The sequence below is a fragment of the Cupriavidus sp. 10L43_2 genome (assembly GCF_056395265.1).
This window is the reverse complement of record NZ_JBFTJE010000003.1, coordinates 161,136-176,791: the sequence shown is the minus strand read 5'-3', so window position 1 is coordinate 176,791 and position 15,656 is coordinate 161,136. Positions and strand designations below refer to the sequence as shown.

At 66.3% G+C, this 15,656-nt stretch carries 16 protein-coding genes; 10 read left to right on the top strand and 6 right to left on the bottom strand.

The genetic code is table 11. The annotated features are described in order from the left end of the window. Nucleotides 1–98 precede the first annotated feature (98 nt). From AC1DEL_RS05575 to AC1DEL_RS05565, 3 genes are all read left to right on the top strand, one after another. Entirely contained in the window at nt 99–1,571 is a 1,473-nt protein-coding gene (locus AC1DEL_RS05575) for an NAD(P)/FAD-dependent oxidoreductase (protein ID WP_477125478.1), read from the top strand. 105 nt (nt 1,572–1,676) lie between these two features. After that, the gene (locus AC1DEL_RS05570) at nt 1,677–2,552 is read left to right on the top strand and encodes a dienelactone hydrolase family protein (RefSeq protein WP_441590578.1); all 876 of its coding nucleotides are present in this window, start codon (nt 1,677–1,679) and stop codon (nt 2,550–2,552) included. Nucleotides 2,553–2,729: 177 nt separating this feature from the next. Continuing rightward, on the top strand, nt 2,730–3,539 hold the full coding sequence (locus AC1DEL_RS05565) for a ZIP family metal transporter (protein ID WP_255370686.1): 810 nt from the start codon (nt 2,730–2,732) through the stop codon (nt 3,537–3,539). 21 nt (nt 3,540–3,560) lie between these two features. Here the strand turns inward: AC1DEL_RS05565 and AC1DEL_RS05560 are convergent, their stop codons facing one another. The 5 genes from AC1DEL_RS05560 to AC1DEL_RS05540 form a co-directional block, all read right to left on the bottom strand. After that, a complete protein-coding gene (locus tag AC1DEL_RS05560; protein ID WP_477125479.1) occupies nt 3,561–4,436 on the bottom strand; it encodes a sulfurtransferase in 876 nt (291 codons plus the stop codon). A 53-nt stretch (nt 4,437–4,489) separates the two neighbouring features. Next, on the bottom strand, nt 4,490–4,768 hold the full coding sequence (locus tag AC1DEL_RS05555) for a hypothetical protein (protein WP_477125480.1): 279 nt from the start codon (nt 4,766–4,768) through the stop codon (nt 4,490–4,492). Then, entirely contained in the window at nt 4,765–5,223 is a 459-nt protein-coding gene (locus tag AC1DEL_RS05550) for a DUF2778 domain-containing protein (RefSeq protein WP_477106407.1), read from the bottom strand. The genes AC1DEL_RS05555 and AC1DEL_RS05550 overlap by 4 nt, the downstream gene beginning before the upstream one ends. Before the next feature lie 98 nt (nt 5,224–5,321). After that, entirely contained in the window at nt 5,322–6,242 is a 921-nt protein-coding gene (locus tag AC1DEL_RS05545; RefSeq protein ID WP_144198115.1) for a DMT family transporter, read from the bottom strand. A gap of 196 nt (nt 6,243–6,438) precedes the next feature. Then, nucleotides 6,439–7,542, bottom strand: a complete 1,104-nt coding sequence (locus tag AC1DEL_RS05540) for an aromatic ring-hydroxylating oxygenase subunit alpha (RefSeq protein WP_092290362.1) — start codon at nt 7,540–7,542, stop codon at nt 6,439–6,441. Nucleotides 7,543–8,031: 489 nt separating this feature from the next. On the opposite strand from AC1DEL_RS05540, the gene AC1DEL_RS05535 reads away from it, so the two are divergent. From AC1DEL_RS05535 to folE2, 4 genes are all read left to right on the top strand, one after another. Beyond that, the gene (locus AC1DEL_RS05535) at nt 8,032–8,334 is read left to right on the top strand and encodes an exodeoxyribonuclease VII small subunit (RefSeq protein ID WP_092290360.1); all 303 of its coding nucleotides are present in this window, start codon (nt 8,032–8,034) and stop codon (nt 8,332–8,334) included. Then, complete coding sequence (locus AC1DEL_RS05530; RefSeq protein WP_092290358.1) at nt 8,331–9,215, top strand: polyprenyl synthetase family protein; 885 nt, start codon at nt 8,331–8,333, stop codon at nt 9,213–9,215. Before AC1DEL_RS05535 ends, AC1DEL_RS05530 begins: the two co-directional genes overlap by 4 nt. Nucleotides 9,216–9,259: 44 nt before the next feature. Continuing rightward, complete coding sequence (gene dxs / locus AC1DEL_RS05525) at nt 9,260–11,179, top strand: 1-deoxy-D-xylulose-5-phosphate synthase (protein WP_092290356.1); 1,920 nt, start codon at nt 9,260–9,262, stop codon at nt 11,177–11,179. Between the two features lie 112 nt (nt 11,180–11,291). After that, complete coding sequence (gene folE2, locus AC1DEL_RS05520; protein WP_092290354.1) at nt 11,292–12,098, top strand: GTP cyclohydrolase FolE2; 807 nt, start codon at nt 11,292–11,294, stop codon at nt 12,096–12,098. A 166-nt stretch (nt 12,099–12,264) separates the two neighbouring features. On the opposite strand, the gene tsaD is transcribed toward folE2, so the two are convergent. Continuing rightward, nucleotides 12,265–13,293: a tRNA (adenosine(37)-N6)-threonylcarbamoyltransferase complex transferase subunit TsaD gene (gene tsaD / locus AC1DEL_RS05515; RefSeq protein WP_092290352.1), complete on the bottom strand. Its 1,029-nt coding sequence runs from the start codon at nt 13,291–13,293 to the stop codon at nt 12,265–12,267. A 153-nt stretch (nt 13,294–13,446) separates the two neighbouring features. Here tsaD and AC1DEL_RS05510 point away from each other — a divergent pair, with 153 nt between their 5' ends. The 3 genes from AC1DEL_RS05510 (at nt 13,447) to AC1DEL_RS05500 (ending at nt 15,626) form a co-directional block, all read left to right on the top strand. Further along, nucleotides 13,447–14,700 (top strand): BaiN/RdsA family NAD(P)/FAD-dependent oxidoreductase, encoded by a 1,254-nt coding sequence (locus AC1DEL_RS05510; RefSeq protein WP_441644030.1) that lies wholly within the window; start codon nt 13,447–13,449, stop codon nt 14,698–14,700. Nucleotides 14,701–14,825: 125 nt separating this feature from the next. Beyond that, nucleotides 14,826–15,038, top strand: coding sequence for a 30S ribosomal protein S21 (gene rpsU, locus AC1DEL_RS05505; RefSeq protein ID WP_092290348.1), 213 nt, complete (start codon nt 14,826–14,828; stop codon nt 15,036–15,038). Between the two features lie 138 nt (nt 15,039–15,176). Next, complete coding sequence (locus AC1DEL_RS05500) at nt 15,177–15,626, top strand: GatB/YqeY domain-containing protein (RefSeq protein WP_092290346.1); 450 nt, start codon at nt 15,177–15,179, stop codon at nt 15,624–15,626. Nucleotides 15,627–15,656 lie beyond the last annotated feature (30 nt).

The following is a 15,656-nucleotide window of genomic DNA, read 5'->3' as shown; positions in this document are numbered from 1 at the left end:
GCAGCAACGAACATGATCCGCGCGACGCCACAACGACAACATAATCCTCGCCGACGCGGGTCGACACCGGTTTCCAAATAGAGAAGATCGGGTAGACCATGAGCACCACGGATGGCAGTACAACCGGTAGCGAAGTAGCGGCAGGCACGGCGGCACACATCGGTACGCAAGCCGATACACGGGGCGAGACATCGCCCACCCCATCGCCCACCCCATCGCCCAACGCCCAGCGCGACGCGCTGCGCGCGACGCAGGCATCCACCCATCGGATCATCGTCGTTGGCGGCGGGGCCGGCGGGCTCGAACTCGTGACCCGGCTCGGCGACAAGCTGGGCAAACGCGGCCAGGCCCAGGTGGTGCTGGTGGACCGCTCGCCCACGCACATCTGGAAGCCGCTGCTGCACGAAGTCGCCGCCGGCAGCATGGATCCCAACACCCACCAGCTCGAGTACGTCGCGCAGGCGCGGTGGCACCACTTCGAGTTCCAGCAGGGCGAACTGACGGGCGTCGATCGGGCGCGCAAGGTCATCCAGGTGGCCGCGTGCGTCGATCTGGATGGCACGGAGCTGCTGCCCGCACGCGAACTCCCCTATGACACGCTGGTCCTGGCCATCGGCTGCGTCACGCACTTCTTCAACGTGCCCGGCGCGGCCGAGCATGCGATCGCGCTTGATACCGTCGAGCAGGCGGAGCGCTTCCGCCGCAAGCTGATTGCCGCGTGCGTGCGCGCCCAGAACGGGCGGGGTCGCACCGGCGAGGACGGCCGGCCGCGCGTGGACGTGGCGATCATCGGCGCCGGCGCCACGGGCGTGGAACTGTCCGCCGAGCTGCGCAACACCGCGCACGTGCTCAACGCCTACGGCCTGCACCAGTTGGACCCGCGCCGCGACGTGCGCATCCACGTGATCGAAGCCGGCCCGCGCATCCTGCCGGCGCTGTCCGAGCGCGTTTCCGCCGAGACCACCAAGCTGCTGCGCAAGCTCGACGTGGACGTGCTGACCGCCGAGCGCGTGACGCAGGTCACCGACGACGCCGTGCTCACCGCCAGCGACAAGCGCATCGACGCCGACCTGACGGTCTGGGCGGCTGGCATCACCGCGCCGGGCGTCCTCCGCACGCTTGGCCTGCCGGTCAGCAAGCAGGGCCAGATCGTGGTCGGCCCCACGCTGCAGACCGAGGCCGATCCGGACATCTTCGCGTTCGGCGACTGCGCCAGCTGCCCGTGGCCCGAGAAGCAGACCGCCGTGCCGCCGCGCGCGCAGGCGGCGCACCAGCAGGCCACCTTCCTCTATGACGCGATCCGCGCGCGCATGGAGGGCAAGCCGCTGCCGCAGTTCGCGTTCAAGGACTTCGGCTCGCTGGTGTCGCTGGGGCACTTCAGCGCGGTCGGCAGCCTGATGGGCGGGCTGATCGGCGGGTCGATGTTTATCGAGGGGCTGATGGCGCGCTTCATGTACACCTCGCTGTACCGGATGCACGTGCTGGCGCTCCACGGCGCCATCGGCATGGGGCTCGATACGGTGACGCACTGGCTGCGCAGCAAGACCAGCCCGCGCGTGAAGCTGCACTGAGGGAGGGGGCGGGGGAGTCGCACGGGGCGGCAAAGTGCGCTTAGAATCGCTGGCGTTGCGTGAGCACCGTATGCGTCACGCCAGCGACCCCAAGGAGCCCGCCCCATGCTGCAGCCTGAAGTGGAAAGCCTCGTCCCCGGCCAGACGTTCGATCGCCGGCGTTTCGTCAAGACCGCGCTGGGCTCCGCCTTCGCGGCGGCGGCCCTGCCGGTGGCGGCCGAAACCATCAAGACCGACTTCAACGGCCTGACCGCCGGCGAAGTGACCATCCCGTCCGGCGGCTTCAACATGCCCGCCTACCGTGCCCAGCCCGAAGGCAAGACCAACCTGCCCGTGGTGCTCGTGATCAGCGAGATCTTCGGGGTGCATGAACACATTGCAGACATTTGCCGACGCTTCGCCAAGCTCGGCTACCTGGCCATCGCGCCGGAACTGTTCGCGCGGCAGGGCGACCCGGGCAGCTTCGGCACGATCCAGGAATTGCAGACCAACGTCATCGCCAAGGTGCCGGACGCGCAGGTCATGGGCGACCTGGACGCCGCCAGCACCTGGGCCGGCGCCCATGGCGGCGACCTGAACCGGCTCGGCATCACCGGTTTCTGCTGGGGTGGACGCGTCACATGGCTCTACACCGCCCACAGCCCCCGGGTGAAGGCCGGCGTGGCCTGGTACGGCCAACTGGTGGGTGAGCCGACGCCGCTCAAGCCGCGCAGCGCGCTGGAGAGCGTCAACCAGCTCCACGCGCCCGTGCTGGGACTGTACGGCGGCAAGGACACCGGCATCACGCAGGAGCACGTCGCGAAGATGAAGGCCGCGCTGGCAGCATCGCCCGATGCCAATGCGAAGGCCTCGACCTTCGTGGTCTATCCCGAGGCCGGCCATGCCTTCAATGCCGATTACCGATCCAGCTACGTGGAAGCCGCCGCCAAGGATGGCTGGCAGCGCTGCCTCGCCTGGCTGAAGGCGAACAAGGTCGCCTGAGCCGGGGAGGGCGATTGACCCCGCGCTGAGTCGGACCATTGCGGACATTGCAAAGTCGGTGCGGACATACGTACAATGCGGCTTTCCAGTTTTTGCAACCTTGTTGCGTTAATCGGTATGCGGGCGGCCTGACCGTCGCATACCGGGCGCCGGGAGCCCATCATCCATTCCACGCTTCTGTACATTCTGCTGGCGGCGACCATTTCGGGCGTCGGGAGCATTCTCGGGGCGGCGCTGCTGTCGCTGACCGTGGCCTCGCGCGTGGTCGACCGCATGGTGAGCTTCTCGGTAGGGGTGCTGCTGGCCACGGCGCTGCTTCACTCGCTGCCCGAGGCGTTCGAGTCCGGCGCAGACCCGCGTGCGCTGTTCGGCACATTACTGGCTGGCCTGCTGGGCTTCTTCCTGCTGGAGAAGATCTCGCTGCTGCGCCACTCGCACCACCATGAGGGCGATGGGCACCACCATCATCACGGCCACGACCGCGAGGAAGCGGGCCGCAGCGGCCTGACCATCCTCGTCGGCGACACCTTCCACAACTTTGCCGATGGCATCGTGATTGCCGCTGCCTTCCTGGCCGATCCCAAGATCGGCGTGGTGACGGCGCTGGCGATTGCCGCGCATGAGATTCCGCAGGAAGTCGGCGATTTCATCGTGCTGCTCAACGCGGGGTTCTCGAAGGCGCGCGCCTTTGCATTCAACCTGTTGTCGAGCCTGGCGGCCGTGGTCGGCGGCGTGGTGGGATATTTCCTGCTGGACCAGCTGAGCGGCTGGATTCCGTACGTGCTCGTGATTGCATCGAGCAGCTTCGTCTACATCGCCGTGAGCGACCTGATGCCGCAGATGCAGCGCCGGCCGCGCCTCAAGGAATCGGCGGTGCAGGTGGTGCTGGTGGCGGCGGGCATCGCGGCGATCGTGTTCATCACGAACGGCGTGCGCGAGGAACACGACCACCACCGTGGGGCGAAGACGGAGGCGGCGTCGCGCTGACGCCGCTTCGCGCCTGGGGATTCAGGCCCCAGTCGCCACCGGCCGCTTCGGGTCGGCGCACCACTCGCTCCACGACCCCGGATAGAGCGCCGCGCCGGTCAGCCCGGCCACTTCCATCGCCAGCAGGTTGTGGCAGGCGGTCACGCCGGAGCCGCACTGCATCACCGTATCGGCCGGCGCCTTGCCGGCAAACACCTGGCCGAACTCCGCACGCAGCGTCTCCGCCGGCTTGAAATGGCCGTCCGCGGCGAGGTTGTCCTTGAAGAAGCGATTCACCGCACCGGGAATATGGCCGCCGACCGGGTCGAGCGTCTCGTTCTCGCCGCGGAAGCGGTCGGCGGCGCGGGCATCCACGACCAGCCGCGCGGGGCTGGCGAGGTTGGCCAGCAGCGCCTCGGCATCGACGGTCGGGACCAGCGACGCCTTGCGCGACAGGTCGCCGCCAGTGCCGTTATCAGTGTCCGTATCGGGCTCCGGGGTTGCCCCGCGCTCGAGCGGCAGCCCAGCCGCCACCCAGGCATTCTTCCCGCCATCGAGCACCGTCACGGCCCCATGGCCAATCCAGCGCATCAGCCACCAGAGCCGGGCCGCGAACATGCCGCCCTGGGCGTCATAGGCCACGACCAGCGAACCATCGTTCACGCCAAGCGCCCGTAGCCGCGCGGCGAACAACTCCGCATCGGGCAGCGGATGCCGGCCGTTGAAGCCGGTCTTGGGCCCGGACAGTTCGTTGTCGAGGTGGAGATAGTAGGCCCCCGGCAGGTGGCCCTGGTGATAGGCCTCGCGCCCGGCGGCCGGGTCGGCGAGATCGAACGAGCAGTCGAACAGCACGACGTCGTGGTTGCCCCGGCTAAGCAGTGCGTCCAGTTCCGTCGCGGTAATCAGTGGGTTCGGCATTGGCGATAAGCATCGGGTTGAGCAATGCCGTCAATGCTACACCGCGCGCCGGGTCAACGTCGGCTGGCGCGTCGGCGGAGCAGGCGCCGGACGAGAAGGGCGAGAGCCGTGGCGGCGGCCACGGGGAGGAAGGACAGGATCAGGTAGTAGTAGGTGGCGAGGGACTCGACATCGTCCATCTGTGGATCCGTTGTCAGCTGTCCGATGACATCAGCCACCCACTCCGGGTAGTCAGGGAAGAGGTCCGGGTAGTGGCTCCACGCCATGGCATACAAGAACGTGGCGAACACCAGCCAGATTGTTAGTAGCACGGCATTGGCGAGCCATTTCATTTGACCACCACTTTTCCATAGGCGCGGAAATCCGCGCCCGGGACAGTACTTTGTCTGGATCGTTTCAACAAGCTGTGGATGACGTGGAAGTCGGCTGCCCGGTGGACGGTGATGCATCCCTCACTGATGCCCCTCTCGCCCATGGGATGAAGCCTGAAGTTGCCACGCTTCACCTCGTTGCAGAAAGTCCAGTCGTCAATGCGGCCGTCTTCGGCATACAGGGCGAACCAGTTCTTTTTGTTGGCCACCAAGTCGCGCAGCCAGCCAAATCTGCCGCCTGTCTCGCGGTCTATGACGTAGTAGGTGCCGGGTGGAATTGGCCCGAGCTTTACCAGGCAACTGTTCGCCCGCTTGTTGATATAAGGTGTCTTTCCCGAGAAGGCTGGGAATGAAGCGCCGCCAACACTAAATGCGCTCATCGGCTGGTCGTTCAACACAAAACTGCACTGCTGCATGGCAAGGCTCCGTCGTCGCGTTCAGACGGGAGACTCTATCCATTCATCATCCGACGGATCTGACCCGCATCAAGGCGGGTCGGCCTTTCGGCGTTCTGCTACACCTCAGGATGCACTTCCGCCTCCGCCGACTTCACAGGCGTGGCCGGGGTCGGGTGCTTGTCGGTGTCGCGCGCGCGAGTGAGGGTGGTGGCGATGCCGCTGGCGATGATCAACACCATGCCGAGCCACGATATCCAGTTGAGCTTGTCGTCCCAGACCAGGATGCCCCAGAGGCTGGAGAACACGATGCCCGCGTACTGGAGGTTGGCCGTCAGCAGGGTGTTGCCGCGCTTGTAGGCGCGTGTCATCGAAGTCTGGCCCAGCGTGGCCAGGATGCCGATGGCGAGAAGCAGCCCGGCGCCGTGCCAGGTGTGGTGGCTGACGCCCGAGTAGAGCATCCAGACCAGCCCGCAGACCATGCCCACGGCCGAGAAATAGAAGACGATGCGGCCTTCGGGTTCGCCGAGCTGGCCGAGCTGGCGCACTTCCACATAGGCCAGCGCCGTGAACACGCCAGAGATCAGTCCGATGAGGCCGCCGGTCAGCTGGTCCTTGCCGACCGACGGCTGCAGCAGGCACAGCACGCCGGCGAACGACAGCAGGATCGCGCCGATCAGCTTGCGGTCCGCGCCGCCCGCCGTGCCGGCCAGCGCCGCGCTGGCGCCCAGGATCAGCGCGATCCAGACCGGCGACATGTAGTTCAGCGTCATGGCCGTGGCCAGCGGCAGCAACGTGATCGAGGTGAACCAGAGCAGCAGGGCGGTCACGCCGAACAGGCTGCGCTTGATGTGCGTGGCCATGTGCGGCGTGCGCACGGAGATGCCTTGCGAGCGCAGCATGATCCACATGATCGTCACGCCGATGATGCTGCGATAGAAGACGATTTCGCCCGTGGTGTAGAACTCGGATGCCAGCTTGACGCCCACCCCCATCAAGGAAAAGGCGAAGGCGGCGAACAGCATCCAGAGCGATTGCATGGCGGGGGCGAGAGAGGTGGAACGAAGGCTGTCCGGGCTTCGTGACGGCCGGTGCAGCGCGGGAAAACCCCGATTCTAACAGTGGCCAGATGGCCACTCCAACGCAAAACGGACCGTTTTCACGGTCCGTTTCGGGCTGGCTACAGGGGTGGGGCGATTAGCGGGCGATAAACGCCCACTGCCGACCACTGACACCCTAGCCGGTGTACTGCATGGCCCCCCGATACCACTCGTGGAAGTGCTGCATGCCGTCTTCCATCGGCGACTGGTACGGACCGGTCTCGCTGACGCCGCGCTTCATCAGCGCCTGGCGGCCGGCATCCATGCGCTCGGCGATCTCGTCGTCCTCGATGCACGTCTCCATATAGGCGGCGCGCTCGGCCTCGACGAACTCGCGCTCGAACAGCGCGATTTCCTCGGGGTAGTAGAACTCCACCACGTTGCGGGTCTTGCGCGGACCCACCGGATGCAGCGTCGAGATGACCAGCACGTTCGGGTACCACTCCACCATCACGTTGGGGTAGTAGGTCAGCCAGATCGCGCCGTGCTTGGGCAGTTTGCCGTTGTTGAAGCGCAACACCGCGTCGTGCCACTTCTGGTACGTCGGGCTACCCGGCCGCTTCAGGCCCTGGTGCAGGCCCACGGTCTGCACGCTATGCCATTCGCCGAACTCCCAGGTCAGGTCGTCGCACGAGACAAAGCTGCCCAGTCCCGGGTGGAACGGCACGACGTGGTAGTCCTCCAGATAGACCTCGATGAAGGTCTTCCAGTTGTAGTCGCACTCGTGCACTTCCACGTGGTCGAGCATGTAGCCGTCGAAGTTCAGGTCCTCGGCCACGCCCATGCGCGCGAGGTCCGCGCGCACGTCGCGGGCGCCCTCGAACAGCAGGCCGTTCCAGTTCTGGAGCGGCGACCGGTTCAGGTGGACGCACGGCTGCTGCGCGAAATGCGGCGCGCCGAGCAGGTCACCCTTGAGGTCGTAGGTCCAGCGATGGAGCGGGCAGACGATGTTCTTGGCGTTGCCGCGGCCGTTCAGCATGATGGCCTGGCGGTGGCGGCAGACATTCGACAGCAGCTCGATACCTTCCGGATTGCGGACCAGCATGCGGCCCTCGTCCTCGGCGGCGAGCGTGTGGAAATCGCCCGTCTCCGGGACCATCAGCGTATGGCCGACGTATCCCGGGCCCTTCTTGAACAGCAGTTCCAGTTCTTGTTGATGCAGCGCCTCGTCAAAGTAGACATCCACGGGCAACTGCGAATCAGCCGGCGCCAGCTTGAGCGCGGTGCTGAGATTGGACATTATCCCCACTCCCTAGTAACAGGCGAAAGCAGTGAACAACCCAACCATCGAAATATGAGAAATCGATTTGGGAAACCCTGTCAGACGAGCCGGGCGCGGTCCGGTTCCCCGGCGGGACTGGCCGAAACTGAGTTCGGTGCAGGCGGGCACAGGGCGGGAGCGGCGTTACCACAAAGACACGCAAAAGCTGGCAACGGGCGGCCCTTGGCACGGCGCCGCCGATCTCGCTGACGAGGGCGGAATTGTACCCGAGCCAAAAAGTTAAGGGTCTGATTATTTTGCCTTTTTAGCGAAAAAGTCGACCCGGGTCGTCATGGAGGTGCCCTTTGGATCGCATTCGGAATGACGACCATAGCGCACAAGTCACTTCCATGAAACGGGGTGATCGATAGATAACATTTCGTGCGTGTACGCCACGTTGACGATACGTATCTGCGGCCAAGTCCGGGATTGGCGTAAAATCCCTAATTCCCCTGAACAAGGCCCGACATGCCAAAACCCACGACCACACCGGTCCAGCCTGACGACGCGCCCGCAGCCGGCGCGCAGCCAGCCTCTTACGAGGCCGCCATGGCGGAGCTGGAAACCCTAGTGGCCAGCATGGAAAGCGGCGAACTGCCCCTCGAGGCCTCTTTCACCGCGTACCGTCGCGGTGCCGAACTGGTGCGCTACTGCCAGCAGAGCCTGGAGCGGGTGGCGCAGCAGGTCAAAGTACTGGAAGGCGACGCGCTGAAGCCGCTGGCTGGCGAGTCCCGTCCCGATAACAACAGCAACGGCACAGATTTCGAATGAGCGATTTCGCTACCTGGATGCGGGCGCAGGGCGCCCGGACCGAGGCCGCCCTGGACTCGGCACTGCCGTCCACGGACACAATTCCACACACCTTGCACGAGGCCATGCGCTATGCTGTCCTCGGCGGTGGCAAGCGGGTACGCCCGCTGCTGGTACACGCGGCCGGTGAAGTGGCCGGTGCCACGCCCGAGGCATGTGACGCGGCGGCCTGCGCGGTGGAGATGATCCACGCTTACTCGCTGGTCCACGACGACATGCCCTGCATGGACGATGACGACCTGCGGCGCGGGCGCCCCACAGTGCACAAGGCCTATGACGAGGCCACCGCGCTGCTCGTGGGTGACGCATTGCAGACCCAGGCGTTCATCCTGCTGGCCCGCACCCCGGCGCTGGCGCCCGAAGCGCGCCTGAAGCTGGTGGACGAGCTGGCCGTGGCCTCGGGCTCGGTCGGCATGGCCGGCGGGCAGGCCATCGACCTGCAGAACGTGGGCCTGGCGATGTCGCGCGACGCGCTGGAAGCCATGCACCGGATGAAGACCGGCGCCCTGCTGCGCGCGAGTGTGCGCATGGGAGCGTTGTGCGGAAGTATCGATCCCGCCGGCCTGGCCGCGCTGGACCGCTACGCGGCTGCCGTGGGATTGGCGTTCCAGGTGGTTGACGATATTCTGGACGTCACGGCCGATACGGCAACCCTCGGCAAGACCGCCGGCAAGGACGCCGCCAATGACAAGCCGACCTATGTGTCGCTGATGGGCCTCGATGCCGCGCGCGCGCTGGCTGCCCAGTTGCGCACCGATGCCCACGAGGCATTGGCGGGATTCGGCACCCGGGCAGGCCGGCTGGCCGAACTGGCCGACCTGATCGTGCTGCGCTCCAATTGAACTGACAAGCCGGACATAGAGAATCCGGCGGCCGAACGGACATCATGACCTACACGCTGCTCAACAAAATCGACGAACCCGCAGACCTGCGCAAGCTGGATCGACGCCAGCTCGACACGCTGGCTGACGAACTGCGCGCCTATGTGCTGGAATCGGTCTCCCAGACCGGCGGGCACCTGTCGTCCAACCTCGGCACGGTGGAGCTGACCATTGCGCTCCACTATGTGTTCGATACCCCGTCCGACCGCGTGGTCTGGGACGTGGGCCATCAGAGCTACCCCCACAAGATCCTGACCGGCCGCCGCGACCGCATGTCCACGCTGCGCCAGTACGGTGGCATCTCGGGCTTCCCGCGCCGCGCGGAGAGCGAGTTCGACACCTTTGGCACCGCCCACTCGTCCACCTCGATCTCGGCCGCGCTGGGCATGGCCCTGGGCGCCCGCACCAAGGGCGAGAAGCGCGTCGGCATCGCCGTGATCGGCGACGGCGCGATGACCGCCGGCATGGCCTTCGAAGCGATGAACAACGCCGGCGTCTACAAGGACCTGCCGCTGCTGGTGGTGCTGAACGACAACGACATGTCGATCTCGCCGCCGGTGGGCATGCTGAACCGCCACCTCGCGCGCCTGCTCTCCGGCCAGTTCTACGCGGCCACCAAGAAGGGCATCGAGCGCGTGCTGTCGGTGGCCCCGCCGGTGCTGGAATTCGCAAAACGGCTGGAAGAACATGCCAAGGGCATGGTCGTGCCGGCCACGCTGTTCGAGGAATTCGGCTTCGACTACATCGGCCCAATCGATGGTCACGACCTGAACTCGCTGGTGCCGACGCTGCAGAACATTCGCCAGCGCGCGCTGGAAGGCCACGGCCCGCAGTTCCTGCACGTGGTGACCAAGAAGGGCCAGGGCTACAAGCTGGCCGAGGCCGACCCGATCCTGTATCACGGCCCCGGCAAGTTCAATCCGGCCGAGGGCATCCGCCCGTCTGCCAAGCCGTCGCGCAAGACCTACACGCAGGTTTTCGGCGAATGGCTGTGCGACATGGCCGCCGCCGACAAGCGTGTGATCGGCGTGACGCCGGCCATGCGCGAGGGCTCGGGCATGGTCGAGTTCGAGAAGCGCTTCCCGGACCGCTACTACGACGTGGGCATCGCCGAGCAGCACGCGGTGACCTTTGCCGGTGGCCTGGCCTGCGAGGGACTGAAGCCGGTCGTGGCGATCTACTCGACCTTCCTGCAACGCGGCTATGACCAGCTGATCCACGACGTGGCGCTGCAGAACCTGCCCGTGGTGTTCGCGCTGGACCGCGCCGGCCTGGTGGGCGCCGATGGCGCCACGCACGCCGGTGCCTACGACATCGCCTACCTGCGCTGCATCCCCAACATGATGGTGATGACGCCGGCCGATGAGAACGAGTGCCGCCAGTTGCTGACCACGGCGTTCCAGCAGGATTGCCCGACCGCCGTGCGCTATCCGCGCGGCGCCGGCGCCGGCGTGGCTACCGAGGCCGCGCTGACCGCGCTGCCGGTAGGCAAGGGCGAGATGCGCCGCGAGGGCCATGCCCGCGCGGGCCAGCGCGTGGCGTTCCTGGCGTTCGGCTCGATGCTGCACCCGGCACTGGGCGCGGCCGAGGCACTGGACGCCTCCGTGGCCAACATGCGCTTCGTCAAGCCGCTGGACGTGGAGCTGGTGAAGTCGCTGGCCGCGAACCACGACTACCTCGTGACTGTGGAGGAGGGGAGCACGATGGGCGGCGCTGGCAGCGCGGTCCTGGAGGCGCTGGCCGAGGCTGGCATCGACATTCCGGTGCTGGTGCTGGGCCTGCCCGACAAGTTCATCGATCATGGCGATCCGGCGTTCCTGCTGTCGCAGTGCGGCCTCGACGCCGCCGGCATCGAGCGTTCGGTGCGCGAGCGTTTCGCCATCGCCGAGGCGCCCGTCAAGGTCGCCACGCCGCGCGTGGCCTGATCCGCACGGCAGTTCCAGGCAGTAAAAGCCGGCGCGGCCCATCCCGCGCCGGCTTCTTTTTTCACACTCGTTGCGCGGGGGATGACCGCCGCGACCGTAAAGGAAACCGTAGATGAACGACATCAATCCCGCCTTCGTCATGCCCGACGTGCAGTCGAGCGTGGACACCCGCCAGATCGTGATCCAGCGCGTGGGCGTCAAGGGCGTGCGCTATCCGCTCTCGCTGAAGACCCCGGCCGGCGTAGTGGCCACCGTGGGCACCTTCGATCTCGATGTACGCCTGCCGGCGGACCAGAAGGGCACGCATATGTCGCGCTTCGTGGCGCTGCTGGAGGACCACCGCGCCCCGCTCGACCTGGCCGCGTTCCGCACGCTGCTGGACGACATGCTGGTGCGCCTGGAAGCCGACGCCGGCCGCATCGAGGTCACGTTCCCGTATTTCATCTCGAAGACCGCGCCCGTGTCCGGCGTGGAATCGCTGATGGACTACGCGGTCACGCTGACGGGTGAGGTCCGCGACGGCCAATCGCGCCTGTGGTTGACCGCGCTGGTGCCGGTGACCAGCCTGTGCCCGTGCTCGAAGAAGATCTCGCAGTACGGCGCGCACAACCAGCGCTCGCATATCACGATGCGCGTGGAACTGGTCGGCGACCTGCCCGTGGAAGCGCTGGTGCGCATGGCCGAGGAAGAGGCGTCGTGCGAACTGTGGGGTCTGCTCAAGCGCCCGGACGAGAAGTTCGTGACCGAGCGCGCCTACGAGAACCCGAAGTTCGTCGAAGACCTCGTGCGAGACATCGCGATGCGGCTCAACGCCGATGCGCGGATCGTCGCGTACACGCTGGAAGCGGAGAATTTCGAGTCCATCCACAATCACAGCGCCTACGCCGTGATCGAGCACGACAAGCGGCAGCCCGCCTGAGCGCGTCGTCGCCAAGAAAAAAGCCACCCTCGGGTGGCTTTTTTACTCGTTGCACGGCGGATCAGAGGAGGTTCACCGCCGGCGTGCCTGCCAGCACCTCCGCCACCTTCGTGCTGGCCGTAGCCGGCTGCCGATCGGACCTGGAGGATTCCCTCGACCTTAGGCCTCAGGCGGGCAGGCGGATGTCGGCCAGATCCCAGCGCGGCGTGACGCCGTAGTCGTAGCCGTGACGGGCCACCTGCGGCGCCGCCTGGAGCCGCATGGCGCCGGCAAACGCGATCATCGCACCGTTATCGGTGCAGAAGGCGAGGTCGGGGTAGTAGACGTCCACCTTGCGGCGGCGGCCCATCTCGTTCAGGCGCTCGCGCAGTTGCTGGTTGGCGCCCACGCCGCCGGCCACCACCAGGCGCTTGTGCCCGGTCTGCTTGAGCGCGGCGAACGACTTGGCCGAAAGCACGTCGACAATGGCATCGACAAAGGCGCGCGCGAGGTTGGCACGATCCTGCTCGCACGGATTCGAAAGCTTGCGGGTTTGTGTCAATACGGCGGTCTTGAGCCCCGCGAACGAGAAATCGAGATTGCCCGAATGGAGCATCGGCCGGGGCAGGTCGAACGCGCCCGGCGAGCCGAACGCGGCCATCCGCGACACTTCCGGGCCACCCGGATAGCCGAGGCCGAGCAGCTTGGCGGTCTTGTCAAAGGCTTCGCCGGCGGCATCGTCGAGGGTCTCGCCCAGCAGCGTGTAGTCGCCCACGCCCTTGACCTCCATCAACTGCGTATGGCCGCCCGAGACCAGCAGCGCGATGAACGGGAAGGGCGGCGGCGCGTCGGTCAGCAGCGGCGAGAGCAGGTGGCCTTCCAGATGATGGACGCCCACCATGGGCACGTTCAGCGCGAATCCGAGTGCGTTGGCGACGGAAGCCCCCACCAGCAGCGCGCCGGCGAGCCCCGGCCCCTGGGTGTAGGCGATGGCGTCGATGTCCTGGCGCGTGCGGCCCGCGTCGTCCAGCACCTGGCGCAGCAGGGGCAGCACGCGGCGGATATGGTCGCGCGAGGCCAGTTCGGGCACCACGCCGCCGTATTCGCGGTGCATGGCGATCTGCGAATGCAGCGCGTGCGCGAGCAGGCCGGCCTCGGTGTCATAGAGGGCCAGCCCGGTTTCATCGCAGGAGGATTCGATACCGAGGACGAGCATGGAAAACAGGAACGGCCAGTGCGATAAACGCTGAATTGGCGTCGATCGTGCCGGCAAGTGCGCATAAATAGGGAAGGACAGCAGGGTAGCACAGCGGCAGGCGGTGCGCCGGCGCGGCTTTTCGCTACAATCCACGCTTCTTGAAAGGCAGGTATGACAACAGGGGCGATGAAGGGCAAGGCCGAGCGGTTCGACGTGGCAGTGCTGGGCGCGGGTGCGGCCGGCATGATGTGTGCCGCCGTGGCCGGGCAGCGCGGGGCGCGTGTGGTGCTGATCGACCACGCGACGCGGCTCGCTGAGAAAATTCGCATCTCGGGCGGTGGCCGCTGCAATTTCACCAATCTCCAGGCCGGCCCGGCCAATTACCTGTCATCGAACCCGCATTTCTGCCGGTCGGCGCTGGCGCGCTACACCCCGCAGGACTTCCTGGCGCTGATGCGCCGGTATGACATCGGCTGGCATGAGAAACATCGCGGCCAGCTGTTCTGTAATAACAGCGCCGAGGACGTGATCCAGATGCTGCGCGCCGAATGTGACGCGGGCAGCGTGCACTGGCGCACCGGCTGCACCATCGATGAGATTCGCCGCGAAGGCGATGACTATCTGCTGCTGACCACGCAGGGCACGGTCCGCGCCGGTGCGGTGGTCGTGGCGACGGGTGGTTTGTCGATCCCGAAGATCGGCGCCACCGATTTTGGCTATCGCATCGCCCGCCAGTTCGGGCTCAAGATGATCGATACGCGGCCCGCCCTGGTGCCGCTTACGTTCGATGGTCAGGCGTGGCAGCCCTTCGTGCCGCTTGCGGGAGTGTCGATGGAAGTCGATATCAGCACCGGCAGCGGCAAGGCGGCCGGCGCGTTCAAGGAAGATCTGCTGTGGACGCACCGCGGGCTGTCCGGCCCGGCCGTGCTGCAGATTTCCAGCTTCTGGCGCCCCGGCACGCCGATCGAGATCGATCTGTTCGATGGCGAGGATGCCGCCGACTGGCTGATCGGACATAAAAAGGGCAGCCGCAAGCATCTGGCGAACCTGCTCGGCGAACGCCTGCCGTCGCGGCTGGCCGACGCATGGTGCGCGGCGGCCGGCCTGCCGGGCGCCCAGCCGGTGGCGGACCTGCCGGACAAGGCGCTGCGCCAGCTTGGCGACGCGCTGAACCGCTGGCAACTGGTGCCCTCGGGCACCGAGGGCTACAAGAAGGCCGAAGTGACGATCGGCGGCGTGGACACGCGCGGGCTGTCCTCCGCCACGATGATGGCGCGCGAGGTGGACGGGCTCTACTTCATCGGCGAGGTGGTCGACGTGACCGGCTGGCTGGGCGGCTACAACTTCCAGTGGGCCTGGGCATCGGCCGTCGCGGCCGGCGAAGCAGTTGCTGAAGCATCACGTGGCGCGAGCGCTGTGGCGTAGCCGGCACGGTCCGTCCAGGCGGGGCCGATGCGCGTGCAGCGTCACAGGCCTTGCGCTACAATCGGCGCTCCCATCACGCTGGCAAGGGCTGGCAGCCGGCAGTCTCTTCTTTCCTTTTTGGCCAAATGACGACGATTCGCCTCAAAGAAAATGAACCGTTCGAAGTCGCGATGCGCCGCTTCAAGCGCACCATCGAGAAGAACGGGCTGATTACCGAACTGCGCGCGCGAGAGTTTTACGAGAAGCCGACCGCCGAGCGCAAGCGTAAGCGGGACGCCGCGGTGAAGCGCCATTACAAGCGCATCCGCAGCCAGACGCTGCCCAAGAAGCTCTACTGATCGCGCCTTGCGTCAGCTCCGAACCCGCTGCGGGCATGGCTCCGGCGGGTTTTTGCGTTAAGGTCCAATTATCGGTCCGGGCGACGCCGCGCTGGCGCGCGCCTGGTTGCTGTCCATCCATTCTTTCGGAAATCTGCCATGTCCCTCAAAGCCCGCATCAACGACGACATGAAGGCCGCCATGCGCGCCCGTGAATCCGAGCGGCTCGGCACCATCCGCCTGCTCATGGCCGCTATCAAGCAGCGCGAGGTAGATGATCGTGTGGAGCTGGATGACGCCGGCATCACCGCCGTCGTGGACAAGATGCTCAAGCAGCGCAAGGACTCCATCTCGCAGTTCGAGCAGGCCGGCCGTACCGACCTCGCTGACAAGGAGAAGGCCGAGGTGGAAGTGCTGACCGCCTATATGCCGGCCCAGCTGTCCGAGGCCGAAGTGGCTGCCGAAGTCCAGAAGGCCGTGACCGAGTCCGGCGCGGCCGGTCCGCAGGACATGGGCAAGGTCATGGGCTTGGTCAAGGCGCGCCTGGCAGGCCGCGCCGACATGACGGCCGTCTCGGCGCTGGTCAAGGCGGCGCTGACGGGCAAGTGATCGACTGGCAATCGGCAAATTCTGGATGTT

Excerpts from the sequence above, each read along its gene's own strand:
- AC1DEL_RS05510 (WP_441644030.1), top strand. The coding sequence starts at position 13,447 with ATGACAACAGGGGCGATGAAGGGCAAGGCCGAGCGGTTCGACGTGGCA.
- AC1DEL_RS05500 (WP_092290346.1), top strand. The coding sequence starts at position 15,177 with ATGTCCCTCAAAGCCCGCATCAACGACGACATGAAGGCCGCCATGCGC.
- dxs (WP_092290356.1), top strand. The coding sequence starts at position 9,260 with ATGACCTACACGCTGCTCAACAAAATCGACGAACCCGCAGACCTGCGC.
- AC1DEL_RS05550 (WP_477106407.1), bottom strand. The coding sequence starts at position 5,223 with ATGCAGCAGTGCAGTTTTGTGTTGAACGACCAGCCGATGAGCGCATTT.
- AC1DEL_RS05545 (WP_144198115.1), bottom strand. The coding sequence starts at position 6,242 with ATGCAATCGCTCTGGATGCTGTTCGCCGCCTTCGCCTTTTCCTTGATG.
- tsaD (WP_092290352.1), bottom strand. The coding sequence starts at position 13,293 with ATGCTCGTCCTCGGTATCGAATCCTCCTGCGATGAAACCGGGCTGGCC.
- AC1DEL_RS05530 (WP_092290358.1), top strand. The coding sequence starts at position 8,331 with ATGAGCGATTTCGCTACCTGGATGCGGGCGCAGGGCGCCCGGACCGAG.
- AC1DEL_RS05540 (WP_092290362.1), bottom strand. The coding sequence starts at position 7,542 with ATGTCCAATCTCAGCACCGCGCTCAAGCTGGCGCCGGCTGATTCGCAG.
- AC1DEL_RS05570 (WP_441590578.1), top strand. The coding sequence starts at position 1,677 with ATGCTGCAGCCTGAAGTGGAAAGCCTCGTCCCCGGCCAGACGTTCGAT.
- AC1DEL_RS05555 (WP_477125480.1), bottom strand. The coding sequence starts at position 4,768 with ATGAAATGGCTCGCCAATGCCGTGCTACTAACAATCTGGCTGGTGTTC.
- rpsU (WP_092290348.1), top strand. The coding sequence starts at position 14,826 with ATGACGACGATTCGCCTCAAAGAAAATGAACCGTTCGAAGTCGCGATG.
- AC1DEL_RS05575 (WP_477125478.1), top strand. The coding sequence starts at position 99 with ATGAGCACCACGGATGGCAGTACAACCGGTAGCGAAGTAGCGGCAGGC.
- AC1DEL_RS05560 (WP_477125479.1), bottom strand. The coding sequence starts at position 4,436 with ATGCCGAACCCACTGATTACCGCGACGGAACTGGACGCACTGCTTAGC.
- AC1DEL_RS05535 (WP_092290360.1), top strand. The coding sequence starts at position 8,032 with ATGCCAAAACCCACGACCACACCGGTCCAGCCTGACGACGCGCCCGCA.
- folE2 (WP_092290354.1), top strand. The coding sequence starts at position 11,292 with ATGAACGACATCAATCCCGCCTTCGTCATGCCCGACGTGCAGTCGAGC.